The organism is Kitasatospora sp. NPDC017646 (assembly GCF_044329365.1).
Classification (GTDB): Bacteria; Actinomycetota; Actinomycetes; order Streptomycetales; family Streptomycetaceae; genus Kitasatospora.
This window is the reverse complement of sequence record NZ_JBIRJC010000030.1, coordinates 1-25,006: the sequence shown is the minus strand read 5'-3', so window position 1 is coordinate 25,006 and position 25,006 is coordinate 1. Positions and strand designations below refer to the sequence as shown.

Annotated in this window: 19 protein-coding genes; 8 read left to right on the top strand and 11 right to left on the bottom strand. The window is 73.4% G+C overall.

Translation table 11 applies throughout. The features are described 5' to 3' along the window. Nucleotides 1-5 precede the first annotated feature (5 nt). Together ACH4J0_RS32080 and ACH4J0_RS32075 are read left to right on the top strand one after the other, a co-directional pair. A complete protein-coding gene (locus tag ACH4J0_RS32080) occupies nucleotides 6-4,571 on the top strand; it encodes a hypothetical protein (RefSeq protein ID WP_396244390.1) in 4,566 nt (1,521 codons plus the stop codon). A 63-nt stretch (nucleotides 4,572-4,634) separates the two neighbouring features. Then, on the top strand, nucleotides 4,635-5,390 hold the full coding sequence (locus ACH4J0_RS32075) for a metallophosphoesterase (RefSeq protein WP_396244389.1): 756 nt from the start codon (nucleotides 4,635-4,637) through the stop codon (nucleotides 5,388-5,390). On the opposite strand, the gene ACH4J0_RS32070 is transcribed toward ACH4J0_RS32075, so the two are convergent. From ACH4J0_RS32070 to ACH4J0_RS32060, 3 genes are all read right to left on the bottom strand, one after another. Continuing rightward, the gene (locus tag ACH4J0_RS32070) at nucleotides 5,387-6,301 is read right to left on the bottom strand and encodes a hypothetical protein (protein ID WP_396244388.1); all 915 of its coding nucleotides are present in this window, start codon (nucleotides 6,299-6,301) and stop codon (nucleotides 5,387-5,389) included. The two genes, ACH4J0_RS32075 and ACH4J0_RS32070, sit on opposite strands and share 4 nt — an antisense overlap. Nucleotides 6,302-6,372: 71 nt before the next feature. Then, complete coding sequence (locus ACH4J0_RS32065) at nucleotides 6,373-6,822, bottom strand: hypothetical protein (protein WP_396244386.1); 450 nt, start codon at nucleotides 6,820-6,822, stop codon at nucleotides 6,373-6,375. Nucleotides 6,823-6,982: 160 nt separating this feature from the next. Next, complete coding sequence (locus ACH4J0_RS32060) at nucleotides 6,983-7,678, bottom strand: FadR/GntR family transcriptional regulator (RefSeq protein ID WP_396244384.1); 696 nt, start codon at nucleotides 7,676-7,678, stop codon at nucleotides 6,983-6,985. A gap of 176 nt (nucleotides 7,679-7,854) precedes the next feature. Between ACH4J0_RS32060 and ACH4J0_RS32055 the strand changes: the two genes are divergently transcribed. After that, complete coding sequence (locus ACH4J0_RS32055) at nucleotides 7,855-8,409, top strand: gluconokinase (protein ID WP_396244383.1); 555 nt, start codon at nucleotides 7,855-7,857, stop codon at nucleotides 8,407-8,409. Between the two features lie 2 nt (nucleotides 8,410-8,411). Then, entirely contained in the window at nucleotides 8,412-9,800 is a 1,389-nt protein-coding gene (locus tag ACH4J0_RS32050) for a GntP family permease (RefSeq protein WP_396244459.1), read from the top strand. 70 nt (nucleotides 9,801-9,870) lie between these two features. On the opposite strand, the gene ACH4J0_RS32045 is transcribed toward ACH4J0_RS32050, so the two are convergent. Continuing rightward, the gene (locus tag ACH4J0_RS32045) at nucleotides 9,871-10,494 is read right to left on the bottom strand and encodes a TetR/AcrR family transcriptional regulator (RefSeq protein ID WP_396244381.1); all 624 of its coding nucleotides are present in this window, start codon (nucleotides 10,492-10,494) and stop codon (nucleotides 9,871-9,873) included. Nucleotides 10,495-10,647: 153 nt separating this feature from the next. On the opposite strand from ACH4J0_RS32045, the gene ACH4J0_RS32040 reads away from it, so the two are divergent. After that, on the top strand, nucleotides 10,648-11,868 hold the full coding sequence (locus ACH4J0_RS32040) for an amidohydrolase family protein (protein ID WP_396244379.1): 1,221 nt from the start codon (nucleotides 10,648-10,650) through the stop codon (nucleotides 11,866-11,868). Nucleotides 11,869-11,968: 100 nt separating this feature from the next. On the opposite strand, the gene ACH4J0_RS32035 is transcribed toward ACH4J0_RS32040, so the two are convergent. The 5 genes from ACH4J0_RS32035 to mmuM all read right to left on the bottom strand — a co-directional run bounded on the left by ACH4J0_RS32035 (nucleotide 11,969) and on the right by mmuM (nucleotide 18,327). Further along, nucleotides 11,969-13,564: an FAD-dependent oxidoreductase gene (locus ACH4J0_RS32035; RefSeq protein WP_396244378.1), complete on the bottom strand. Its 1,596-nt coding sequence runs from the start codon at nucleotides 13,562-13,564 to the stop codon at nucleotides 11,969-11,971. 174 nt (nucleotides 13,565-13,738) lie between these two features. After that, nucleotides 13,739-15,259: a glycerol kinase GlpK gene (gene glpK / locus ACH4J0_RS32030; protein ID WP_396244377.1), complete on the bottom strand. Its 1,521-nt coding sequence runs from the start codon at nucleotides 15,257-15,259 to the stop codon at nucleotides 13,739-13,741. A 126-nt stretch (nucleotides 15,260-15,385) separates the two neighbouring features. Further along, nucleotides 15,386-16,105, bottom strand: a complete 720-nt coding sequence (locus ACH4J0_RS32025; RefSeq protein WP_396244375.1) for an MIP/aquaporin family protein — start codon at nucleotides 16,103-16,105, stop codon at nucleotides 15,386-15,388. A 345-nt stretch (nucleotides 16,106-16,450) separates the two neighbouring features. Further along, nucleotides 16,451-17,215 (bottom strand): IclR family transcriptional regulator, encoded by a 765-nt coding sequence (locus tag ACH4J0_RS32020; RefSeq protein ID WP_396244374.1) that lies wholly within the window; start codon nucleotides 17,213-17,215, stop codon nucleotides 16,451-16,453. 167 nt (nucleotides 17,216-17,382) lie between these two features. Beyond that, a complete protein-coding gene (gene mmuM / locus ACH4J0_RS32015) occupies nucleotides 17,383-18,327 on the bottom strand; it encodes a homocysteine S-methyltransferase (RefSeq protein ID WP_396244372.1) in 945 nt (314 codons plus the stop codon). Nucleotides 18,328-18,485: 158 nt separating this feature from the next. Here mmuM and ACH4J0_RS32010 point away from each other — a divergent pair, with 158 nt between their 5' ends. The 3 genes from ACH4J0_RS32010 to ACH4J0_RS32000 are packed head-to-tail and all read left to right on the top strand — an operon-like array spanning nucleotide 18,486 to nucleotide 22,164. Next, on the top strand, nucleotides 18,486-19,445 hold the full coding sequence (locus tag ACH4J0_RS32010) for an NUDIX hydrolase (RefSeq protein WP_396244371.1): 960 nt from the start codon (nucleotides 18,486-18,488) through the stop codon (nucleotides 19,443-19,445). A 22-nt stretch (nucleotides 19,446-19,467) separates the two neighbouring features. After that, a complete protein-coding gene (locus ACH4J0_RS32005) occupies nucleotides 19,468-20,016 on the top strand; it encodes an NUDIX domain-containing protein (RefSeq protein ID WP_396244370.1) in 549 nt (182 codons plus the stop codon). A gap of 45 nt (nucleotides 20,017-20,061) precedes the next feature. Then, nucleotides 20,062-22,164, top strand: coding sequence for an acetoacetate--CoA ligase (locus ACH4J0_RS32000; protein ID WP_396244369.1), 2,103 nt, complete (start codon nucleotides 20,062-20,064; stop codon nucleotides 22,162-22,164). A gap of 77 nt (nucleotides 22,165-22,241) precedes the next feature. On the opposite strand, the gene ptsP is transcribed toward ACH4J0_RS32000, so the two are convergent. Together ptsP and ACH4J0_RS31990 are read right to left on the bottom strand one after the other, a co-directional pair. Then, entirely contained in the window at nucleotides 22,242-23,912 is a 1,671-nt protein-coding gene (ptsP, locus tag ACH4J0_RS31995; RefSeq protein WP_396244368.1) for a phosphoenolpyruvate--protein phosphotransferase, read from the bottom strand. Nucleotides 23,913-24,014: 102 nt separating this feature from the next. Beyond that, nucleotides 24,015-24,464 carry a PTS glucose transporter subunit IIA gene (locus tag ACH4J0_RS31990; protein WP_396244367.1) on the bottom strand — a complete coding sequence of 150 codons (450 nt, stop codon included), beginning with the start codon at nucleotides 24,462-24,464 and terminating at the stop codon, nucleotides 24,015-24,017. Between the last annotated feature and the right edge of the window lie 542 nt (nucleotides 24,465-25,006).

Sequence of the window (25,006 nt, the reverse complement as noted above, 5' to 3'; positions counted from 1 at the left end):
CGCACATGTACGAGCTCAACCGGGTCCGCCTCTACTCGATCGGACCGGCCGGCGCCCGCTACGCCGACACGGTGCTCGACCTGCGCGGCGTCGGCGAGCCCGTCGCCGACCCGGCCCCGCAGCAGATCGGCCTGTTCGGCGAGGACACCGACGGCCCGGTCCGCCGCCCCGCCCCGGCCGGCGTGCTCTTCCTGGAGAACGGCGGCGGCAAGTCCGTCCTGCTCAAGCTGATCTTCTCGGTGATGCTCCCCGGCCACCGCAACACCCTCGGCGGCGCCAGCTCCGGCGTACTGCGCAAGTTCCTGCTCGCCGACGACTGCGGCCACGTCGCCCTGGAGTGGCAGCACACCGTCACCGGCGAGCTGATCGTGGTCGGCAAGGTCAGCGAGTGGCGCGGCCGCCAGGTCTCCTCCGACCCGCGCAAGTTCGCCGAGACCTGGTACTCCTTCCGACCCGGCCCCGGCCTCACCCTCGACTCGCTGCCGGTCGCCGAACGGGTCAGCCTGGCCGGCGACCAGAAGGCCCGCGGCCGTCGCCGCACCATGAAGGGCTTCCGCGACGCCCTCACCGAGGCCGGCAAGGCCCACCCCCACCTCGACCTGGTCTTCGAGGACGGCCACGACCGCTGGACCGAACACCTCGGCGAACTCGGCCTCGACCCCGAACTCTTCCGCTACCAGCGCGAGATGAACGCCGACGAGGGCGAGGCGGCCGGCCTCTTCGCGGTCAAGCAGGACAAGGACTTCACCGACCTGCTGCTGCGCGCCGTCACCGACACCCGGGACACCGACGGCCTGGCCGACCTCGTGCACGGCTTCGCCGCCAAGCTCGGCCTGCGCGCCGAACTCACCGCCGAACGCGACTTCACCGCCGGCTCGCTCGACCTGCTGGAACGCATCGTCGAGGCCACCACCGCCCGCGAGACGGTCCGCGAGGCCCACCGCACCGCCGAGCGCCGCGCCCGCCGCCTCGCCCACGCCCTCGCCTCCCGCGCCGCCGCCGAACGCGACCGCGCCCAGGACCTCGCCATCGAGGTCGCCGCCGCCGCGAGCGCCGTCACCGCCGCCGAGTCCGACCGCACCCGGCACAGCCTGATCGCCGACGAACTCACCCACCGGCACGCCACCCTGAGCCTCGCCGCGGCCACCGCCGAGGCCGCCGCGCTGCGCCGTGAGCTCATCGACGCCCGCACCCTGCACTCCGCCTGGCAGGCCGCCGAGGCCGTGCTGCGCCAGCGCGCCGCCGCCGACCGGGTCGCCCGGGTCGCCGCCGCCATCCGCGAGGCCGAGCTGGACGCCGCCCCCGCGCTCGCCGCCCGCGCCCGCGCCGCCACCGCGCTCGCCCGCGCCCTGGAAGCCGCCGCCGGGGCCGCCGAAACCCGCGCCGACACCGAGGAACAGCGCGCCGGCGAGCTCCAGGAGGACGGCGCCAAGGCCCAGTCCGACGCCACCGAGGCCGCCACCGCCGCGCAGAAGGCCCGCAGTGAGGCCGAGCACCTGCGCCAGCGCCTCGCCGAGGTCGAGCAGGAGACCGAGGCCGCCGTCGAGGCCGGGTTCATCGACGCCGACGGCGACGTGGACCCGGCCCGGGCCGCGCTGCATGCCGCCGACGTCGAGAAGGCCGCCGCCGCGGCCCTCGCCCAGGCCCGTACCGCCGCCGAGGCCTGCGCCACCCGGCTGCGCGAGGCCGCCGCCGCCACCTCCCGCGCCGAACTCGCCGCCGAACGGGCCGGCGACGCCCGCAAGGCCGCCGCCCAGGCGCTCGCCGCCGAGCAGCGCACCGCCGCCCTGCTCGCCACCGAGCAGCGCCTCGCCGACCTGCTCTCCCTGACGCCCTACCAGGAGGACGCCGAGGAGGACGCCGGCTTCCTCACCCCCGCCCTGCTCGACCGCAACGCCGAGTACCTGCGCGAACTCCTCGACGAGGCCATCGCCACCGCCGAACGCACCCTGTTCGACCTTCGGACGGCCGCCGCCGACGACTCCCGCATCCTTGCCGCGCTCGGCGACGGCGGCCTGCTGCCGCCCGGCCCCGACGTGCTGGCCACCGTCGAGTACCTCGCCGAGCACGGCATCCCCGCCCTGCCCGGCTGGCGCTACCTCGCCCAGTCCGTCGACCCGACCGACCATGAGGCGATCCTCGCCGCCCGTCCCGAACTGGTCGACGGCGTGGTCGTCACCGACCCGTCCTCGCTGGAGCGCGCCCGCGAGGTCCTCCAGGCCGCCGCCCTGCTGCCGCGCTCCACCGTGGCCGTCGGCGCCGCCGCCTCGCTGATCGCTCCGATCACCGACGAGCCCGCCTTCTTCCTGGTGCCGCCGAACCCGGCCATGCACGACGAGTCCGCCGCCGACGGCGAGCGCCGCGAACTGCGCGCCCGCGCCGCCGCCCGCGAGGAGCACATCCGCGAACTCGCCGGCCGCCTCGGCGCCGACCGCGCCCTCGCCGCCCGCCTCGCCTCCTGGCACGCCAGCTGCCCGCCCGGCACCCTCGCCGAACTCGCCGCCGCCGCCGCGGCCGCCCGCGAGCACGCCGAGCAAGCCGCCGCCGCCCTGGCCACCCTGCGCGCCGACCACGACGAGGCCGAGACCGACCACGCGGCCGCCGCCTCCGCCCACGAGGAGCACCGCGAGGCCGCCCAGCGCGCCCGCCGCCGCGCCGACGCACTCTCCGGCCTCGCCTTCCGGCTGCGCGAGCGCGCCAACTGGGCCCGCCGCCAGCGCGAACTCGCCGAGGACGCCGCCGAGTGCGAGCGCCGACAGGCCCTCTGCGCCGAACGCGCCCGCACCTGCGACGAGGACCGTCGCGCCGCCCAGCGCGCCGCCGACGACGCCCGCCGCACGGTGCGCGCCCTGCGCGCCGAACGCGCCGAGATCCCCGCCGCCGAACAGGCCGACGAGCCCGTCGAGCAGACCGCTCCCGCCGCGCTGCCCGCGCTGCGCGAGGCGTACCGAGCCGCCTCCCAGCTCTACGAGAAGGTCGGCGTCGGCGCCGACCTGCGCGCCGAACAGGCCCGCGCCGAGGGCGACGAGGCCGCCGCCGCGGCCGAACTCGACCGCCTCACCAACAAGGTCCGCACTCGCGCCGAAGAGCTCCTCGGCAGCCCCGACGGCGCCGACGGCCCGGCCCGCCAGGCCGCCGCCGCCCGCGCCGAGGAACTGGTCGCCACCATCGAGGCCCGCTCCGCCGCGGCCAGCGAGCAGCTCGGCCGCCTGCGCGGCGAGGCCGAGCGCTCCGCCCCTGCCGACGGCGAGGCGCACACCGAGCTGCCCGAGGAGCTCGTCCCCACCGATCCGGAGCACGCCCAGGCCCTGCTGCGCACCGCCACCAGCCGGCTCGCCGAGTGCCGGGAGGCCGTGGACGCCGCCCGCACCACGCACGCCGACCTCCAGCGCACCTTCGACACCACCCAGTCCGCCGCCGCCGACTTCGACGAACTGGCCGGCCAGCTGCGCGACGGCCTGCGCGAGCAGCAGGAGGACGACGGTCAGCCGGTCGAGCCCTACCTCGGCTCGCTGCCCGAGGCCCGCAACGCCTCCACCGACGCCCGCCGCGCCCTGCGGACGGCCGCCGGCGAGCTGTCCTCGGCCGAACTCGCCGTCCGCGACGCCTCGGACGCGCTGGTCCGGCACGCCAACGCCGCCCGCTACGAGGCCGTCCGCACGCCCGCCCGCCAGCAGATCCGCGAACTGCCCGCCTCCTCGCTGCCCGAGCACGCCGCCGCCTGGGCCGCCGCCTTCGCGCCCCGGCTGCGGGTGCTCACCGACGAAATCGCCCAGCTGGAACGGAACCGCGGCTCGATCGTCGACCGGCTGCGCGGCCTGGTCGAGTCCTCGCTCGCCACCCTGCGCGCCGCCCAGCGGCTGTCCCGGCTGCCCGAGGGCCTGGGGGAGTGGTCCGGCCAGGAGTTCCTGCGGATCCGCTTCGAGGACCCGGACCACGCCACCCTGGTCGAGCGCCTCGGTGAGGTCATCGACGAGGCCACCCGCGCCGCCGTCAGGAAGAACAGCGACCTGCGCCGCGACGGCATGTCCCTGTTGCTGCGCGGCGTCGCCGCCGCGATCGGCCCCAAGGGCGTCAGCGTCGAGATCCTCAAGCCGGACGCGGTGCTGCGCGCCGAGCGGGTCGGCGTCGGCCAGATGTCCGACGTCTTCTCCGGCGGCCAGCTGCTCACCGCGGCCATCGCGCTCTACTGCACGATGGCCGCGCTGCGCGCCAACGACCGCGGCCAGTCCCAGCTGCGGCACGCGGGAACGCTGTTCCTGGACAACCCGATCGGCCGCGCCAACGCCACCTACCTGCTGGAACTCCAGCGCGCCGTGGCGGACGCCCTCGGCGTCCAGCTCATCTACACCACCGGCCTGTTCGACACCACCGCGCTCGCCGAGTTCCCGCTGGTGATCCGGCTGCGCAACGACGCCGACCTGCGGGCCGGCCTCAAGTACATCTCGGTGGAGGAGCACCTGCGCCCCGGCCTGCCCGCCCCGCAGGACCCGGACGGCCCGACCATCCACGGCGAGATCACCGCCACCCGGATGTTCAAGCGCCCCGCGGAGGTTCCCGCGCAGCCGTGAACCGGCCCGGGGCCTGCCCCAACTCCCTTCTGCGGGGCGGCGGCAGACCCTATCGTGATCATCATGCTGACGATCGCGCACCTCAGTGACATCCACCTCGGTCAGGTCCACCGCCGGGACGCGGGCGAGCGGGCCCGGCGGCGGGCCGAGCAGGTGATGGCGTACCTCGACGCACTTCCCGGGCCGCTCGACGCGGTGCTGGTCACCGGCGACCTCGCCGACCACGGCCTGCCGGAGGAGTACCGGCAGGTCGCCGAGGTGCTGGCCTCGCGGCACCCGGTGCTCATCTGCCCCGGCAACCACGACAGCCGGGCGCCGTACCGGCAGGTGCTGCTCGGGCAGGAGCCCACGACGGACCCGGTCAACCGGCTGCACCGGCTTGCCGGGGCCGACGTGCTGATGCTCGACTCCTCGATACCCGAGCAGCACGACGGCCTGCTGGACGACGCCACCCTGGACTGGCTGGACACCCGACTGGCCTCCGGCCGCCAGGAGTTGCCCGCCCTGGTCGCCTTCCACCACCCGCCGGTGGAACTGCACGTCCCGTTCGTCGACGGGATCCGCCAGTTCGGCGAGGAACGGCTGGCACAGGTGCTGCGCCGCCACCCCCGGGTGGCCGCGCTGCTCTGCGGCCACTCCCACACCTCCGCCGCGACCACCTTCGCGGGCCTGCCGGTACTGGTGGCGCCCGGGGTGGTCTCGACCATCACGCTGCCCTGCGAGGGCGGCAAGGGCATCGCCTTCGACCACCCGCCGATGCTCGCCTTCCACGTCCTGGACGGCGGCCGGCTGACCACCCACTACCGGGTGGTCGTCTAGCGACCGGCCAGCCGCCGCATGACGGCCATCAGTTCCTCGGGCGGCACGATGGAGAAGGAGCGCTCGTCGTCGTCGATCCGGGTCAGGTCGGTCACCTCGCCCTTGTGCCACCAGTAGAGCCGCGGCGACAGCGGCCCCGGGTTCTCCTGGTGGATGCGCAGGCCCATCGCCGCCAGGTCGTTGACGGCACCCGCGACCTGCGGCTCGGCCAGCGGGTGGAAGAGCAGGTAGCCCCGGCTGGGCACGGCGAACAGGGCGCCGCCCTCGGGGAGTTCGCGCCCGGTCACCGCGCGGGCGACCTCGTCCAGCACCAGGGCCTTGCTGGCGACGAACATCGAGTCGCCGTGCACGGCGTACAGGGTCGAGCCCTCGGTGGGGCCCCGGAGGACGTCGTACTCGACCGGGTCGGCGATCAGGTTCGCCCGCCCGGCGGCCCGCAGTCGTTCCAGCCCGATCCGGGCGACGAACCCGTCGTCCAGGGTCCGGACGGTCTCCGGCAGGTCCAGCGAGAGCGCCTCCGTCAGGCCGGTGGCGACCGGCCGGACGTAGCCGAACCCGTGCATCATCCCGGCCGGGATCGCGTCGTCGGCGATCAGCCGGAGGTAGGCGCAGCGCAGGACGTCGTCGGCGTCGTCCGGGGTCGTCCCGGTGGCGCCGTCGAGGGAGCGGAAGTGCCGCTCGACGAGCCCTGGCCACTCGCTCTGGTCGGCGCGGCGGCAGAACTCGGCGAGGTTGTACAGGTTGCTGGTGCCCTCGGCCCGCCGGAGGGTCTGCCCGGACACGGTCACCTGCACGCCGCGGTCGGCGTGGTGGCGGCGCACCAGCTCGCGCAGGTAATCGGCCTGGTCGACCGTCAGGGCGGTGAGATCGGGGTCGTACGGAGACTGTCCCTTGGAACGGAAGAACTTCATGCGCCCGACTGTAGGGGCCCGCACCGACGTTCGAACGGCCGCCCGGGAGTGGCCGCGGCGGAGCCGTGCGGCTAGCGCGTCGGCACCCCACGCCGGGGCTGCCGGGGCTGGTGCGACGGGTGCTGCTGGTATGGCTGGCTCTGCTGGTACGGCTGGCCCTGCTGGAGGAACCGGCCCTGTCGGTACTGCTGTTGTGGTGCGCCACCGGGCCGGGGGAGCGGTCGGGCGGCCAGCGGCTCGGGGGCGGCCCGGCTGCCGGCCATCGGGTACGCGGAGTCGGGCCCGCGCATCCGCTGGGCGGCGACCTGGCGGGAGATCAGGATCTCCAGCAGGCACCACATCGTGCCGAACACCCCGAGCCCCATCGTCATCAGGGCGGGTGTCATCAGCCAACTGCCCGCGTACGAGGCCAGGGTGGCGACCACCACGCCCACCAGTGTGAAGGCCAGGCAGAGCACCGCCCGGACCGCGGCTGAGCGCACCTCGTCGGGCAGGCGGCGACGGCGGCGTGGCAGGGACATCGGGCGACCCCCAGGCGCGAATCCGGTGGCGAACACGGAACGGGCGCACGCGAAACGCGCCCCCTTGCCTCACTCTGCCCAGCCGAACCCGGCCCATGCGTCCGAATCCACCGAACTGCCGCCAAACCGCGCCATCCGGGCGGGCGGAGGCCGGTGTAGCTCAGCCCAACTGGAGGTTGAGCTCCTCCAGGGCGCCCGTGACGATCGTCCGCATCGCCTGTTCCGCGTGGACGGCGTCGCCCCCGCAGATCGCGTCGGCGACCTCCCGGTGCAGCCTGATCGCGTAGGGCTCCGGCTGATGCGGCATCAGATGGTACTCGGTCCGGCCGGTCAGGACCGCCCCCACGGTGTCCCCGAGGTGGGCGAACATCTCGTTCCCGGAGGCGCGCAGCACCAGGGCGTGGAAGGCGATGTCGTGCCGGAGGAAGGCGGTGAGGTCGGCCTCCCGTGCGGTGACCGTCAACTCCACTGCCAGCGAGCTGAGTTCGCGCCGGTCGTCGTCGCTGGCATGGGTGGCGGCGAGCGCGGCGGCAGCCGGTTCGACGGCCACTCGCAGCGAGCCGAGCGAGCGCAGCTGGGCGGGCCGGTCCGCGCCGGCCAGGCGCCAGCGGATCACCATCGGGTCGAAGACGTCCCACAGCGACTTCGGCTGGACGGTGATCCCGACCCGCCGCCGGGACGCCACCAGGCGCATCCCCTCCAGGACGCGCACCGCCTCCCGGACGACCGTCCGGGACACCCCGAACCGCTGCTCCAGCTCCTCCCCGCGCAGCACCGCGCCCTCGGGGATCTCCCCGGACGCGATCGCCGGCCCGAGCTCGTCAAGCACCCGACCGGGCAGCCCCTGGATCTCCATCCGCCCAGCGTAGACGCCACCCGTCCGAACCCCCACGTCACCCTCCGCCCCGCCTCACCCCGCCGCCCCGCACGTCCCGGCGGGGAAGGTAAAAGTATGACGATTTGGTTTCCGCCACTTGAATACGTCATATCTTTGAAGCGATAGTGGCGGCCTGCAACGAAGGAGCACCACCCATGGCTCTCAACGTCGAGAACCGCGCCCTCCCCGACGCCCCCCGCACCGTCGTGGTGATGGGCGTTTCCGGCGTGGGCAAGACCACGCTGGCCCGCCTCCTGGCCGACCGCCTCGATCTCCCCTTCGCCGAGGCGGACGAGTTCCACCCGCCGGCCAACATCGCCAAGATGTCCGCCGGCATCCCGCTGGACGACCAGGACCGGGAGCCCTGGCTGCGCGCCATCGGCGCCTGGCTCAAGGCGCACACCGAGGCCGGCACCGGCGGCGTGGTCACCTGCTCGGCGCTGAAGCACGGCTACCGCGACATCCTGCGCGCGGACGCCCCGGACGCCTTCTTCCTGCACCTCAGCGGTGGCCACGAGCTGGTCGGGGACCGGCTCGCCCACCGTACCGGCCACTTCATGCCGACGTCGCTGCTCGACTCCCAGTACGCCACCTTGGAGCCCCTGGGTGCGGACGAGAACGGCGCCGTGCTGGACGTGGGCCCCTCCCCCGAAGAACTCGTCGAGATGGCCGTGGCGCTGCTGCGGCCCGTCAATGGAGACCTCGCGTGAGCATTGCCCCCACCCTCCTGGCGGCCGCCCCACCGGCCCTGCCGCACACCGGCAGCAACACCCAGCTGCTGATCGCGGTGCTGCTCAGCATCGGTGCGATCATCCTGCTGATCACCCGGCTGAAGCTGCACCCGTTCCTCGCCCTCACGCTCGGGTCCGGACTGCTGGCCGTCGTCGCGGGTGCCCCCTTCGACAGGCTGCTGAACAGCTTCTCCACGGGCTTCGGCGCCACCGTGGCCAGCGTCGGTCTGCTGATCGGCCTGGGCGCGATGCTCGGCAAGCTGCTCGCCGACTCCGGCGGCGCCAACATCATCGCGGACACCGTGCTGGCCCGGACCGGCAGGAAGGCGCTGCCCTGGGCGATGGCGCTGATCGCCGCCCTGCTCGGCCTGCCGCTGTTCTTCGAGGTCGGCGTCGTCCTGCTGATCCCGATCGTGCTGCTGGTCGCCCGGCGCGGCAACGTGCCGCTGATGCGGGTCGGCATCCCGGCCCTGGCCGGCCTGTCGGTGCTGCACGGACTGATCCCCCCGCACCCGGGCCCGCTGGTCGCGATCGACGCGCTGAAGGCCGACCTCGGCGTCACCCTGGCGCTCGGCCTGCTGGTCGCCGTCCCGACCCTGGTCATCGCCGGTCCACTGTTCTCCCGGGTGGCCGAGCGCTGGGTGGGCCCGCTGGAGATCCCGACCGCCGTCACCCCCGAGGAGACGGTCGAGCGCGAGCACACCCCGTCCTTCGGCGCGGTGCTGGCGACCATCCTGCTGCCGGTCGTGCTGATGCTCGGCAAGGCCCTGGCGGACGTCGTGGTCGACGACCCCAAGGCGATGGTCCAGCGGGTGCTCGACTTCGTCGGCTCCCCGCTGATCGCCCTGCTCGCCGCGACCCTGCTCGGCATGCTGACCCTGGGCAAGGCGGCCGGCTTCGACAAGGCGCGGATCTCCGACACCGTCGGCAAGGCGCTCGGCCCGATCGCGGGCATCGTGTTCATCGTCGGCGCGGGCGGCGGCTTCAAGCAGACCCTGATCGACGTGGGCGTGGGTGACATGGTCAGCCACTGGGCCGGCCAGTGGCACATCTCGGCGCTGCTGCTGGGCTGGCTGATCGCGGTGCTGATCCGCCTGGCCACCGGCTCGGCGACGGTCGCCACCATCACCGCGGCCGGCATCGTCTCCCCGCTCGCGGCGAACATGTCCTCGACCCACTCGGCCCTGCTGGTGCTCGCGGTCGGCGCCGGTTCGCTGTTCCTCTCGCACGTCAACGACGCGGGCTTCTGGCTGGTGAAGGAGTACTTCGGGATGAGCATCGGGCAGACGCTGAAGTCCTGGTCGGTGATGGAGACGATCATCTCGGTCGTCGCCATAGCCCTGATCCTGCCGCTGAGCTCGCTCATCTAGCGCGTCCCGCGCGCACCACCGCCGAGGGGCGGCACCCGTACGGTACGGGTGCCGCCCCTCGGCGTTCGCGTCAGTGCCCCAACAGGCCCGAAAGCACCGCCGCCGTCGCCGCCATCAGTTCCTCGGCCACCGCGCCGCCCGCCGCCGTACGGGCCAGCAGTCCCTCGCGCGCCGCAAGGATCACTGCCGCCGCCTGACGGGCGTCCGCCCCCGCGGGCACCAGCTCGGGCAGGGCCCGTTCCAGGACGTCCGCCGCCGCCCGCGCCAGGGTCCGGTCGTGCGCGGCGACCTGCTCGGCCAGTGCCGCCGACCGGGCCGCGACCAGCCGGAACTCCAGGAACAGCAGGATCCACCCGGTCTCCGCGGGCTCGACCCGTAGCAGCGCCTCGACCAGCAGCCGGGCCCGCTCCTGCGGCGCCAGCCCCTCGCAGGCGGCGGCGAGCCGCTCCAGCTCGGCCATCCGCTCGGCGGCCCGGTCGTCGAAGAGCGCCAGCAGCAGGTCCTCCTTGCTGCCGAAGTTCGAGTAGAAGGCCCCGCGGGTGTACCCGGCGGCGGCGCAGACGTCCTCGATGCTCGTCCGCGCGAAGCCGACGGTGAGGAACAACTCGCTCGCCGAGGCGAGCAGCCGGGCTCGGGTGTGGACCCGACGGCGGGGCGGGCGGGGAGCGGCGGGATCGGTGGGGGATGGGTTCACGAGAATACGATACATGGTGTATTAAGTACTGGGCGTATTCAATACGGCCCGTACTGAACCGGAGGGGAACCACGGCATGAACGAGCGAAGCGAGCGAGTCATCAAGAGGCGCGCACGGGTGAACGCCACCGTCGAGCGCAGCGAGGTGGGCGCATGAGCCGACTGCTGATCACCAACGCCCACCTGCTCCAACCCGAGGACGGCACCCGCACCGACCCCGGCTGGCTGGAGGCCGCCGACGGCCGCATCACCGCCACCGGCACCGGCCGCCCGCCGGCCGTCACCGACGGGGTCCGCGTCGTCGACGCGCAGGGCGGCACCGTCCTGCCCGGACTGATCGATGCGCACGTCCACCTGCTGGTCACCTCGCTCGACCTGCACGACTTCGCGAACTGGACCCCGGGCTACGCCACCGTCCGGGCCCTCGCCGAGGCCGAGCGCATGCTGCGCCGCGGCTTCACCACCGTCCGCGACGTCGGCGGCGCCGACCACGGCATGGCCCGCGCCCTGGCCGAGGGCCTGGTGCCCGGCCCCCGGTTGCTGCACGGCGGAAAGGCGCTGTCCCAGACCGGCGGGCACGGGGACCTGCGCCCGCTCGGCGACGACGCGCTGCCCTGCTGCCAGGCCCGCCCGAACTTCGGCCGGATCGCCGACGGCGTGGACGCGGTGCGGGCAGCCGCCCGGGACGAGTTCCGCAAGGGGGCCCGGCACCTCAAGGTGCTCCTCTCCGGCGGCGTCGCCTCCCCGCACGACGAGATCGCCGCCGTCCAGTACAGCGAGGAGGAGATCCGGGCGGCCGTCGAGGAGGCGGAGAACCACAACCGCTACGTCACCGTGCACGCCTACCACCCGCGGGCGATCGACCGCGCCCTGCGGGCCGGGGTGCGCTGCGTCGAGCACGGCAACCTGCTGGACGACACCACGGTCGCGTTGCTGCTGGAGAAGGACGCCTTCCTGGTCCCCACCCTGGTCGCCTACGAGCAGACCGCCCGGCTCGGTGCCGCCTCCGGCCTGCCGCCGGCCTCGGTCGGCAAGCTCGCCGAGGTGCGGGACCGGGGCCTGGAGGCGCTGGAGCGGGCCCACCGCGCGGGCGTCAACCTGGTCTACGGCAGCGACCTGCTCGGCCCGCTGCACCCGGCCCAGTTGGAGGAGTTCACCCTGCGCGCCCAGGTCCAGCCGGCCGCCGACGTGCTCCGCTCGGCGACCACCACGGCGGCCCGCCTGCTCGGTCTGGAGGGGGAGGTCGGCACCCTGGCCCCGGGCGCGCACGCCGACCTGCTGGTCGTGGACGGCGACCCGCTGGCCGACCTCACCGTGCTGACCCGTCCGGAGAAGCACCTCAGGCACGTGGTCAAGGCCGGTACGCCGATCTGACGGAAACGGCGGGCGGGCGCCCGGGGGAGATCCCCGGACACCCGCCCGCCGTAGGGCAGTCACCCGCGTTTACTTGTTCCCGCGCTTCGCGAGGCTGTGCTTACTTGCTCCCGCGCTTCGCGAGGAAGGCCTCGACCTCGCCCCGGATCTCCGGGGTGTCCAGCCCGCGCACCGTCATGGTGGTGCGGCGCCGCAGCACGTCGTCCGCGGTGTACGCCCACTCGTTGTCGGCCGCGTAAGCGACCTGCGCCCAGACGTCCGGACCGTCCTCGTGGATCGGCCGGCCGAGCTCCGGGTTCTCGTCGATCATGCGGGCGATCTCGAAGGAGAGGGTGCCGTAGTGGCTGGCCAGGTGCTTGGCCACCAGCGGCTCCATCCGCGAGCCCGGCTCGCGGTCGATCAGCAGGCGGTGCGCCACCGCGTTCGGCGCGCCGACGCCCGGCAGCGGGACGGTCGGGGCGATCGGGGACATGTCCTCGCCGAGGCTGGTGCCGCGCACGTGGGCCAGCTTCTCCAGCACGGTGCGGCCGATGTGCCGGTAGGTGGTCCACTTGCCGCCGGAGACCGACAGCATGCCGCCGCGGCCCTCGGTGACGACGGTCTCGCGCTTGGCGGCGGCGGTGTCGCCGGGGCCGCCGGGCAGCACGCGCAGACCGGCGAAGGAGTAGGTGATCAGGTCGCGGTCGAGGTGCTCGTCGCGGATCGCGTGCGCGGCCTCGCCCATGATCTGGTCGATGTCGGCGTCGGTGGCCCGGACGTCCTTCGGGTCGCCGGTGTACTCCTCGTCGGTGGTGCCGAGCAGGACGTGGTCCTCCCACGGGATGGCGAAGGAGACGCGGTACTTGTCGATCGGGATGGTCAGCGCGGCGCGCCACGGCGAGCGGCGCTTGACGACCACGTGGGCGCCCTTGGAGAGGCGGATCGACGGCGCGGCGCCGGCGTCCTCCATCTTGCGCAGGTGGTCCACCCACGGGCCGGTGGCGTTGAGAACCAGACGGGCGTTGACGCCGAACTCGCTGCCGTCCAGGCGGTCGCGCAGCTCGGCGCCGGTGACCCGGCCGCCGGTGAAGCGCAGGCCGGTGACCTCGGCGTGGTTGAGCACCACGGCGCCGGCGTCGACGGCGGCGCGCACGGTCATCACCGCGACGCGCGAGTCGTTCATCTGGTGGTCGCCGTAGACGGCGACCGAGCGCAGGCCCTCGGTGCGCAGCGCGGGCACCTGCTGGGCGGCGTGGGCGGCGGTGGAGACCCGGCCCATGCCGTCGCGGAAGGCGGACAGCGCCGAGTACAGGAACACGCCGGCGCCGAGCTTGGCCGCGCCGTGCGGGCCGCCCTTGTAGACCGGGACGAAGAAGGTCAGCGGGTTGACCAGGTGCGGGGCCACGTCGGTGGAGAGCGCGCGGCGCTCCTTGTGGTTCTCCGCGACCAGCTTGACCGCGCCCGTCTGCAGGTAACGCAGACCGCCGTGGACGAGCTTGGACGAGGCGCTGGAGGTGGCACCGGCGAAGTCGCCGGCGTCGACCATGGCGACCTTCAGGCCGGCCTGGGACGCGGTCCAGGCGACGGCCGTGCCGAGGATGCCGCCCCCGATCACCAGCAGGTCGTAGGTGGCCTTGCCGAGCAGCTCACGGGTCTCGGCGCGGGAGGCGGTGCGGCCGGCGGTGCGCTCGGCGCCCAGGGTCGGGATGGTTGCCATGGTGGTTGTGTACGGCGCGCTGGTCGGGCGGCGCCGTTACTCCTCTCGTGTGCGGTGCGGCCCCTGCGGGAGGGGCCGGTCGGCCCGGGGCGGCGGGCCGGTGTAACTCAGTGACACCCGTTGCCGGAACAGCGGGCAGCCGGTCGGGGCACGGGGCCCCCCCCGGCGGGTCGGTCAGTTGTTCTCTTCTTCCTCCACCCAGCCCATGGTGCGCTCCACGGCCTTGAGCCACTTCTTGTACTCACGCTCCCGGGTGGCCTCGTCCATGCGCGGGGTCCACTCGGCGGCGCGGTGCCAGTTGGCCCGCAGGGTGTCGAGGTCGTTCCAGAAGCCGACGGCGAGTCCGGCCGCGTAGGCGGCGCCGAGGGCGGTGGTCTCGGCCACGTAGGGGCGCTCGACCGGGGCGTCCAGGACGTCGGCGATGTTCTGCATGAGCAGGTTGTTGCTGGTCATGCCGCCGTCGACCTTGAGGGCGGTGAGCTCGACCCCGGAGTCCTTCTGCATGGCGTCGACGACCTCGCGGGTCTGCCAGGCGGTGGCCTCCAGGACGGCCCGGGCCAGGTGGCCCTTGGTGACGTACCGGGTCAGACCGGCGATCACTCCGCGGGCGTCGGAGCGCCAGTACGGGGCGAACAGGCCGGAGAAGGCCGGGACGAAGTAGGCGCCGCCGTTGTCCTCGACCGTGTTGGCGAGGGTCTCGATCTCGGCGGCGGTGGAGATGATGCCGAGCTGGTCACGCAGCCACTGGACGAGCGAGCCGGTGACGGCGATCGAGCCTTCCAGTGCGTACACCGGGGCCTGGTCACCGATCCGGTAGCCGACCGTGGTCAGCAGGCCGTGGTACGAGTTGACGATCTTCTCGCCGGTGTTCAGCAGCAGGAAGGTGCCGGTGCCGTAGGTGGACTTGGCCTCGCCCTCGTCGAAGCAGGTCTGGCCGAACAGTGCGGCCTGCTGGTCGCCGAGCGCGGAGGCGACCGGGACGCCCGCCAGGTCGCCGACGGCCTCGCCGTAGACCTCGGCGGAGGAGCGGATCTCCGGGAGGACGGCCATCGGCACGCCCATCGACTCGGCGATGCTCTCGTCCCAGGCCAGCGTCTTCAGGTTCATCAGCATGGTGCGGCTGGCGTTGGTCACGTCGGTGACGTGCTTGCCGCCGTCGACACCACCGGTGAGGTTCCAGATCACCCAGGTGTCCATGGTGCCGAACAGGATGTCGCCGGCCTCGGCGCGCTCGCGCAGGCCCTCGACGTTGTCCAGCAGCCAGCGGATCTTCGGGCCGGCGAAGTAGCTGGCCAGCGGCAGGCCGGTCTCGCGGCGGAAGCGGTCCTGGCCGACGTTGCGGCCCAGCTCGCGGCAGAGCGCCTCGGTGCGGGTGTCCTGCCACACCAGCGCGTTGTGCACCGGCTCACCGGTGTTCTTGTCCCACAGGACGGTGGTCTCGCGCTGGTTGGTGATGCCGATCGCGCGGATGTCGTCCCTGGTCAGGCCGGCCTTCTCCAGCGCGCCGCGGACGACCGACTGCACCCGGGTCCAGATCTCGGCGGCGTCGTGCTCGACGTAGCCGGGCTGGGGGAAGATCTGCCGGTGCTCCTGCTGGTCGACGGCGACGATCCGGCCGTCGGCGCCGAAGATGATGCAGCGGCTGGAGGTGGTGCCCTGGTCGATCGCGGCGATGTAGTTGCCAGTGGAGGTCATGTGGAGGGTCCTCGGCTCAAGTTCGTGGGTTACGGGGTGGGTGGGCCTGACACGGACGTTCGGTGGACGCCCGTCCGGTCAGTCCCCGTGCTCGGCGGGTTCGACTGTGCCCTTGGCGGGGGGCCTTTAGAAGAGGGCGTTGTACACGCCGCCGGCCGCCAGGCCGCCCAGGATCGGGCCGACGACCGGGATCCAGGCGTAGGACCAGTCGGAGCTGCCCTTGTTCGGGATCGGCAGCAGCGCGTGCACGATGCGCGGGCCGAGGTCACGGGCCGGGTTGATGGCGTAGCCGGTCGGGCCACCGAGCGAGAGGCCGATGCCGACGACGGTGAGGGCGACGATCAGGGTGCCCATGCCGCTGGTGTCCAGGCCCTTGGTGGTGCCGAGGGTGAGGATCGCCATGCAGAGCACGAAGGTGCCGATGACCTCGGTGATCACGTTCTGGATCGGGTTCCGGATCTCGGGCCCGGTCGAGAAGATGCCGAGGGTGGGCTCCTCGTTGGCCTGGAACTGGCCGAGGTAGGTGAGCCAGACCAGCAGGGCGCCGATGATGGCGCCGAGCATCTGGGAGCCGATGTAGAGCGGTACCTGGCTCCAGTCGCCGCTCTTGACCGCGAGCGCGATGGTGACGGCCGGGTTCAGGTGGGCACCGGACTTGGCGCCGGTCATGTAGGCGGCGACCAGGACCGCGAAGCCCCAGCCGAAGGTGATCGCCAGCCAACCGGCGTTCAGGGCCTTCGACTTCTTGAGGGTCACGGCGGCGCAGACGCCACCGCCGAGGAGTATCAGGGCGGCGGTGCCGAGGGTTTCGCCGACGAAGACGTCGCCGTTGGAGAACGCGGACACAAAGACTCCCTTGTCAATGCCCGGAGGTGCGGGTGGGGGCAGGTGGCCGGAGGATCCCTGTGCGGGTGAGCGCGCTGTGGGGGTGATCTTCCCGGCCATCGTTCGACAATGTCGACCGTCATGCGGAAGCTTCCTCCCCAGGTCGGCCCCACGTCAAGGCAGGGTTACGCAGCTGTGACCCTTCCCTCGGCAGGTCCCCCGAAGTTACCCAGTGGAGTGCCCCGAACCGGGACAAAACGCCAAGGCGCGGACAGGCTCACCGCCCGTCCGCGCCTCAGCGTGACGATTCGACCGCTGTGTTCGGAGCCGCTGTGTCGAGAGTCGCCGTGTTCGGAGCCGCCGCGCTCAGAACCGCCCCGCGCCCAGGTCGCGGGAGATCGCGCGCGCCGCGCTGCGTACCGAGGCCACCAGTGAGGGCTTCACGAAGCCGTCCTCGCAGACCCGTTCCACCGGCCCGTTGATGCACACCGCGCCCACCGGATTGCGCCGCCGGTCCTGGATCAGCGCGGCGATCGAGGCCACGCCCTCCCAGGTCTCCTCGACCGAGTCCGCCCAGCCGCGCTCCCGGATCAGCGCGCACTCGGCGTCCAGATCGGCCGCCTCGGTCAACGTCCGCAGGGTGTACGACTCGTACGGGCCGTCGCCCAACTCCCCGCGCGCGACCGGGTCGTAGGCCACCAGCACCTTGCCGATCGCGGTGCTGTGCAGCGGCTGCATCGAACCGACCTCCAGCACCTGCCGGGTGTCGTCGGGCCGGAAGACGTGGTGCACGATCAGTACGCCCTGCTGGTGCAGCACCCCCAGGTAGACGGTCTCGCCGGCCGCCCGGGCCAGGTCGTCCGCCCAGACCAGCGCCCGCGCCCGCAGCTCGTGCACGTCCAGGTAGCTCTGTCCGAGCCGCAGCAGCTCGGCGCCCAGCTGGTACTTGCCGCTCTCCGGGTCCTGTTCGACGAACCCCTCCTGCTGCAGCGTGCGCAGGATGCCGTGCGCGGTGCCCTTGGCCAGGTCCAGAGCGGTCGCCACCTCGGACAGGCCCAGGCGGCGCTCACCGCCGGCCAGCAGGCGCATGATCGCGGCGGCCCGGGAGAGCGACTGGATCGGGCCGGGCATGGGGTACCTCCGCGCTGACAGGCGGTCGACATTGTCGACCGCAGTGGTGACGGGACGAGTCTGCCAGGCCGTCGTCCGTCCGTGCACCTTCCCCCTCGGTAACCCGGGCTCGGCCGGGTGTTAACCTTCCGCGCCCCTCGGCCGGAGCCGGCCCGCGCCCGCCCCCGCTACCCGTCCACGCCGCTGAGGACCCCGCGCCGCACGGCCACCTCCGCCGCCAGCGCGGCGATCCCGTCCGTGCCGACCCGGCAGCAGCCGCCGACCAGCCGGGCGCCGTCCGCGAGCCAGCCGCCCACCCGGGCCGAGCGGAAGGTCGGCTCCCCGCGCCAGCCCCGGCGGTCCGGGTCCCACCGCTCCCCGCTGTTCGGGTAGACCACCACCGGCTTCCCGGTCACCTCGGCGGCCACCGCCACCGCCAGGTCCGCGTCCTCGGGCGTGCAGCAGTTGACGCCCACCGCCAGCACCTCGTCCACCTCCGCGGCCAGCGCGAACGCCTCGTCCAGCGGCTGCCCGGCCCTGGTCCGGCCGCCCGTCACGCTGTACGACAGCCAGGCAGGCACCCCCAGTCCGCGCACCAGCTCCAGCAGTGCCCGCGCCTCGTCCGCGTCCGGGATTGTCTCCAGCGCCAGCACGTCCGGCCGGGCCGCCGCCAGCACCTCCAGCCGCGGCCGGTGGAAGGCCACCAGCTCCGCGTGGCTCAGCCCGTACCGGCCGCGGTACTCCGAACCGTCCGCCAGCACCGCGCCGTACGGGCCCACCGAGGCCGCCACCCAGCGCCGCCGACCGCCCGGTTCGGCCCGCACCGCCTCCCGGGCCAGCTCCACGCTGCTCGCCAGCAGCCGCGCGGCAGCCGCGTGCCCGACCCCGCGCCGGGCGAAGCCCTCGAAGCTCGCCTGGTAGCTGGCCGTGATCGCGACCTCGGCGCCGGCGGCGAAGTACGCCCGGTGTGCCGCGACCACCGCTTCCGGGTCGTCCGCGAGCAGCCGCGCCGACCACAGCGCGTCCGCCAGGTCGTGCCCGGCCGCCGCCAACTGGTTGGACATCCCGCCGTCCAGGACGAGGGGACCGGCCGCCAGCGCCGAGGCGAAGTCCGGAGGGGGAGCAGTGGGCATGGCGGCCTCCTCGGCGCGGTCGTTCCTGGTCACAGCCTAGAAGCCGGAGGCCCCCGCGGACCCGGAAAACCGTTTGCCGCCGGGGAACGAACTCGTTACGTTGTGCTCATCCCGAGAACGACAGCGCCAGGTGCCCAGCGGGCGGAGAGGAGCCGGCGATGGCAGCGGACGAAGCGTCCCCCCAGCCCGCCGCCGGGCCCACGGACGAGCAGGAATGGCTCGCCGCGTACGACCCGCGCGCCTACGCCCCGATCGCCGTCACCGTCGACGTCGTCGCGCTGACGCTGCGGCACGGCCGCCTGCACGTTCTGCTGGTCGAACGCGGCGCCCCGCCCCAGCAGGGCTGCTGGGCGCTGCCCGGCGGCTTCCTGCGGGCGGGGGAGGAGGGCCTGGACGAGGCCGCCGCCCGTGAACTCGCCGAGGAGACGGGTCTCCAGGGCGCCTCCGAGACCGAGGCCGCACTCTGCCGGCTGCACCTCGAACAGCTCGGCACCTACGGCGCCCCCGAGCGGGACCCACGGATGCACGTCGTCTCCGTCGCCTATCTCGCCTTCGCCCCGGACCTGCCCGACCCGCAGGCCGGGACGGACGCCGCGGCCGCCGCCTGGCACCCGGTCGCCGACCTCGACCTGGCCCCGCGGCCCGCCGGCCGCACCCGAGCCACCGGTGTGCCCGTCGACACCCACGGGGGTGGCGTCGACGGGCACACCGGTCCCCGCCCGAGCGCACCGCAGCCGATCCCGCTGGCCTTCGACCACGCCCTGATCGTCGCCGACGGCCTCGACCGGGTGCGCGCCAAGCTGGAGTACAGCCCGCTCGCCACCGCCTTCCTGCCCCACGACTTCACCATCCCCGACCTGCGCGCCGTCTACGAGGCCGTCTGGGACGAGAAGCTCCACCCCGGCAACTTCCACCGCAAGGTGCTCTCCGTCCCCGGTTTCGTCGAGAGCACCGGCTCCACCACCGAGCGCGGCGGCGCCCGCGGCGGCCCCCGCGCCCGCACCTACCACGCCGGCGACGCCCGCCTCCTCCACCCCGCCCTCCTCCGCCCCGCCCGCGAGGAGCCCGCGGGGACCGAGTCCGCCGAGTCCGCCCCCGCCGCAGACCGAGCCCACTGAACGAGAGGGCTACCATCCGGCCATGACCACCGACGAAGCGACGCGAACCACCCATCGGCCGTTCTCCCACTGCCACTTCTGCGGCACCCCGTACCCGCCCGGCACCGACGCCTGGCCGCGCACCTGTCCCGGCTGCGCCGAGATCAGCTACCGCAACCCGCTGCCCGTCGCGGTCACCGTCCTCCCCGTCTCCCGGCCCGACGCCGACCCGGCCCTGGTCGTCATCCGCCGTACCATCGAGCCCGGCTACGGCCGACTCGCCTTTCCCGGCGGCTACATGGACTACGGCGAGAGCTGGCAGCAAGCCTGCGTGCGCGAACTCGGCGAGGAGACCGGCATCCTGGCCGACGCCGCCGACATCCGCCTGATCCACACGGCCTCCGACCCCAACGGCCGCTTCGTCATGCTCTGCGGACTCCTCCCGGCCCGCCCGCTCGCCGAACTCCCGCCCTCGCGCCCCACCGACGAGACCGAGGGCTGGCTCCTCGCCACCGCCGACACCCCCCTCCTCTGGGACTTCCACAACGGCATCCTGCGCCGCTGGTTCGACGGCGAGTTCACCCCCCGCTGACCAGCGCTACCCACACCGGCCGACCCTGGCGCAGCGGGCGCTCACATGGCATGGTCTGCACCGACAGCCCAACCGGACGGGTTGGCCACGAGCTCACCCGTCCCCACCAACGGCCGGGAGACCACCACCGTGAGCACCCCATCCCAGGACCAGCCGCTCTGGCGCCCCAACCCCGCTCGCGCCGCCGCCACCAGCCTGGTGGCCTTCCAGGCCTGGGCCGCCGAACACCACGGCGCCCCGGCTGCCCCGCTGGCCCCGGCCGCCGACGACCAGCAGGCCGCCCAGCGCTACGCGGACCTGCACGCCTGGTCCACCGCCGACCTCGACCGGTTCTGGACGGCGGTCACCCAGTGGTTCGACGTCCGCTTCACCGACGCCCCCGAGGCCGTCCTCGCCGACCCGGCCATGCCCGGCGCCCGCTGGTTCCCCGGCGCCCGCCTCAACTACGCCGAGCACGCCCTGCGCGCCGCCGAGGACCCTTCGAACGCCGACCGCCCGGCGGTCCTCCACCTCGACGAGACCACCGAGCAGCCGGCCGCCCTCACCTGGTCCGAGCTCCGTCGCCAGGTCGGCTCGCTGGCCGCCGCCCTGCGCGCCCGCGGCATCGGCCCCGGCGACCGGGTCAGCGCCTACCTGCCCAACGTCCCGCAGGCCGCCGTCGCCCTCCTCGCGACCGCCGCCGTCGGCGCCGTCTGGACCAGCTGCGCCCCCGACTTCGGCGCCCGCAGCGTCCTCGACCGCCTCCAGCAGATCGAACCCGCCGTCCTGTTCGCCGTCGACGGCTACCACTACGGCGGCAAGGACCACGACCGCACCGAGGTCGTCGCCGAGCTGCGCCGCGAACTCCCCAGCCTGCACACCGTCGTGCACGTCCCGCTGCTGGGCGCCCCCGCCCCCGAGGGCGCCCTCCAGTGGGACGACCTCGTCGCCGACGACGTGGAACCGGTCTTCGAGCCCGTCCCCTTCGACCACCCGCTCTGGGTCCTCTACTCCTCCGGCACCACCGGCCTGCCCAAGGCCATCGTGCAGAGCCAGGGCGGCATCCTGCTCGAACACCTCAAGCAGGCCGGCCTCCACCTCGACCTCGGCCCCCAGGACCGCTTCCTCTGGTACACCTCCACCGGCTGGATGATGTGGAACTTCCTGTTGGCCGGCCTCCTCGTCGGGGCCACGATCGTCACCTACGACGGCAGTCCCGGCCACCCGGACACCGGCGCCCTGTGGTCGGTCGCCGCCCGCACCGGCGCCACCGTCCTCGGCACCTCCGCCGCCTACGTCATCGCCAGCCGCAAGGCCGAGCTGCACCCCGGCCGCGAGCTCGACCTCTCCGCCGTCCGGTGCATCGGCACCACCGGCTCCCCGCTCCCGCCCGACGGCTTCCGCTGGATCTACGACGAGGTCAAGCAGGACGTCTGGCTCGCCTCGGTCAGCGGCGGCACCGACGTCTGCTCCTGCTTCGTCGGCGGCGTCCCCACCCTGCCGGTGCACCTCGGCGAGATCCAGGCCCCCTGTCTCGGCGCCGCCGTCGAGTCCTGGGACGTCCAGGGCCACCCGCACACCGACACCGTCGGCGAACTCGTCGTCACCAAGCCCATCCCGTCCATGCCCACCGGCTTCTGGAACGACCCCCAGGGCACCCGGTACCACGACAGCTACTTCGACACCTACCCCGGCATCTGGCGCCACGGCGACTGGATCACCGTCACCTCCCGCGGCACCGTCGTCATCCACGGCCGCTCCGACTCCACCCTCAACCGCCAGGGCGTCCGGATGGGCTCCTCGGACATCTACGAGGTGGTCGAGCGGCTCCCCGAGATCGCCGAATCCCTGGTCATCGGCCTGGAGGAGCCCGACGGCGGCTACTGGATGCCGCTGTTCGTCGTCCTCGCCCCCGGCGCCGAACTCGACCAGGACGTCATCGGCCGCATCCGCACCTCGCTGCGCACCGAACTCTCCCCGCGCCACGTCCCCGACGAGGTGATCGCCGTCCGCGGCCTGCCGCACACCCTCACCGGCAAGCGCATCGAGGTCCCGGTCAAGCGCATCCTCTCCGGCATCCCGCTGGAGCAGGCCGTCAACCCCGGCTCCGTCGACAACCTCGACCACCTGCGCTTCTTCGAGCAGCTGCGGGTCGACCGCCAGGCCTGACCGGCCCCGCCGAGCAACGCCGAAGGGGCGCCCCCCATCGCACTGGTGGGGGCGCCCCTTCCGCTCCTCGCTATGCCCTACTCGCCGGAGAGCACCTGCTGCGCCGCGGCGCGCGCCTCCTCGGCACTGTCGGCGGCCCGGGCCGCCTCGGCCGCCCGGCGGCACTGCGCCAGGGTGTACTTGGCCAGCATGCTCCGCACGTACGGGATCGAGGCCGAGCCCATGGAGAGGCTGGTGACGCCCAGACCGGTCAGCACCACGGCCAGCAGCGGGTCCGAGGCCGCCTCACCGCACACGCCGCAGCTCTTGCCGGCCGCCTGCGCCGCCTCGGCGGCCGAGGCGATCAGGTCCAGCAGCGCCGGCTGCCACGGGTCCTGCAGCCGGGCCAGCGCACCGACCTGGCGGTCGGCTGCGAAGGTGTACTGCGCCAGGTCGTTGGTCCCCAGCGACAGGAACTCGACCTCCTGGAGGATCGCCCGGGCCCGCAGCGCGGCCGACGGAATCTCCACCATGGCGCCGAACTTGGCCTCCAGCCCGTACTTGCGGCACGCGGCCGCGAAGTCCCCGGCGTCCTTGCGGTCGGCCACCATCGGGGCCATCACCTCGAGGTGCACCGGCAGGCCGGCGGCGGCCTTCGCCAGCGCCTGCAGCTGGGTGCGCAGCACCTCCGGGTGCTCCAGCAGGGTGCGCAGACCTCGCACGCCCAGCGCCGGGTTCGGCTCCTCGGCCGGGGTCAGGAAGTCCAGCGGCTTGTCCGCGCCCGCGTCCAGCACCCGGACCACGACCCGGCCCTCCGGGAAGGCCTCCAGCACCTTGCGGTACGCCTCGATCTGCTTCTCCTCGCTGGGAGCCTGCGCCGAGTCGTCCAGGAACAGGAACTCGGTACGGAACAGGCCGACGCCCTCCGCACCGTTCTCCAGCGCGGCCGGCACGTCAGCCGGGCCGCCGACGTTGGCCAGCAGCGGCACCCGGTGCCCGTCCGAGGTCTGCCCCGGACCGGAGGAGGCGGCCAGCGCGGCCTTGCGCTCGGCGGCGATCGCCCGCAGCTCCTCCTGCTTCTCCGGGGACGGGTCGAGCAGGACATCGCCCGAGCTGCCGTCCACGGCGACGACGGTGCCCTCGGCGACATCCGTCGCCCCCGGGAGCGCGACCACGGCCGGCACGCCCAGCGCCCGCGCCAGGATGGCGCTGTGGCTGGTCGGCCCGCCCTCCTCGGTCACGAAGCCGAGCACCAGCGTCGGGTCCAGCAGCGCGGTGTCGGCCGGCGCGAGGTCCCGCGCGAAAAGGACGTACGGCTCGTCGCTGTCCGGCACACCCGGCATCGGCACGCCCAGCAGCCGGGCCACGATGCGGTTGCGCACGTCGTCCAGGTCGGCGACCCGCCCGGCCAGGTACTCCCCGGCGGAGGCCAGCAGCGCACGGTAGGCGGCGAGGGCGTCGTACACACCGCGCTCGGCACTGCTGCCGACGGCGATCCGGCGGGACACGTCGGCCATCAGCTCCGGGTCCTGCGCCATCAGCGCCTGTGCCTCGAGCACCGCCTGTGCCTCGCCGCCAGCCAGGTTGCCGCGCGCGATCAGGTCCGCGGCGACGGCCTCGACGGCTGCCTCGGCGCGCGCCTGCTCACGCGGGGCGTCCTCGGTCGGGATCTGGGTGGTCGGGGGCTCCAGGACCGCCGTGCCCATGTGTCGCACCTGGCCGATCGCGACCCCGTGGCTGACACCCACGCCGCGCAGTGTCTTCTCCATTACCTGTATCTCCGCTGAGAGGAGCGGCCCCGCCGGGAACCGCTCAGTGCCGGGTCGCCCCGTCAACTCCTGCGGGGCGGGTGTGTGTCGGTGGGTGGGAGGTCAGCTCCAGCTGAACAGCTTGTCGCCCGCCTGGACGTCGCCGCCCTCGCGGACGTCGATCAGCGAGTCAGGAGCGGCCTCCAGCGCCACGATCGGCGAGACCGGCGACTTGCCCGCGGCCTCGACGGCGGCCGGGTCCCACCGGATCACGGCCTGACCGCGGGTCACCGTGTCGCCCTTGCTGACGAGCAGCTCGAAGCCCTCGCCGTTCAGCTGCACAGTGTCGATCCCCAGGTGCGTCAGCACACCGTGCCCGTCGGCGTCCACCACGACGAAGGCGTGGGGGTGCATGGAGACCACGACGCCGTCCACCGGAGCGACCGCCTCGGTGGGCTCGCGAACCGGGTCGATCGCGGTGCCCGGGCCGACCATCGCGCCAGAGAACACCGGGTCCGGCACGCCGGCGAGTCCGACGACCTGGCCGGTCAGCGGCGACGTCACAGTGGTCATGGTTGTGCCTCCCAAGTGCGCAATACAGCCAGCGGCCGCAAGGTGCGGCACACGATCAACTGAAGCCTAAATCATGTCAACTTCGGACATCTGTCGACATTCTCGGGCGAAGACCCCAGCCCCCGCCCGCCTGCCGACCGGCGCGACATCGCCTCGCGACTGGTCTAGTCCTCTCAGTCGATGCGCCGCACTCTACAGGCATCTTGGCGAATCAGGACCCTTGCTGTATATGCTCGCGAGAGCAACAAATCATGCCGCCGCTCGGGTGACCTGGCGCGCGCCCCGATTCGCACTCCGACGGCCGAACCGCTATGGTGGGTCGAGTCGCCGCGAGTCGGCGGTTAACACCAGATTTCGGATGTAGAAAGCCCCGGTAAACGGAGCGGAAAACATCTGGTAAACTGGGAACACGAAAGAACGAAGCGCCCGGAGGGCCCGCTGGAAGGTGGTCCGAAGGAAGCGTCCGTTCCTTGAGAACTCAACAGCGTGCCAAAAGTCAACGCCAGATATGTTGACATCCCCGGCCTCGATCGTCTGATCGG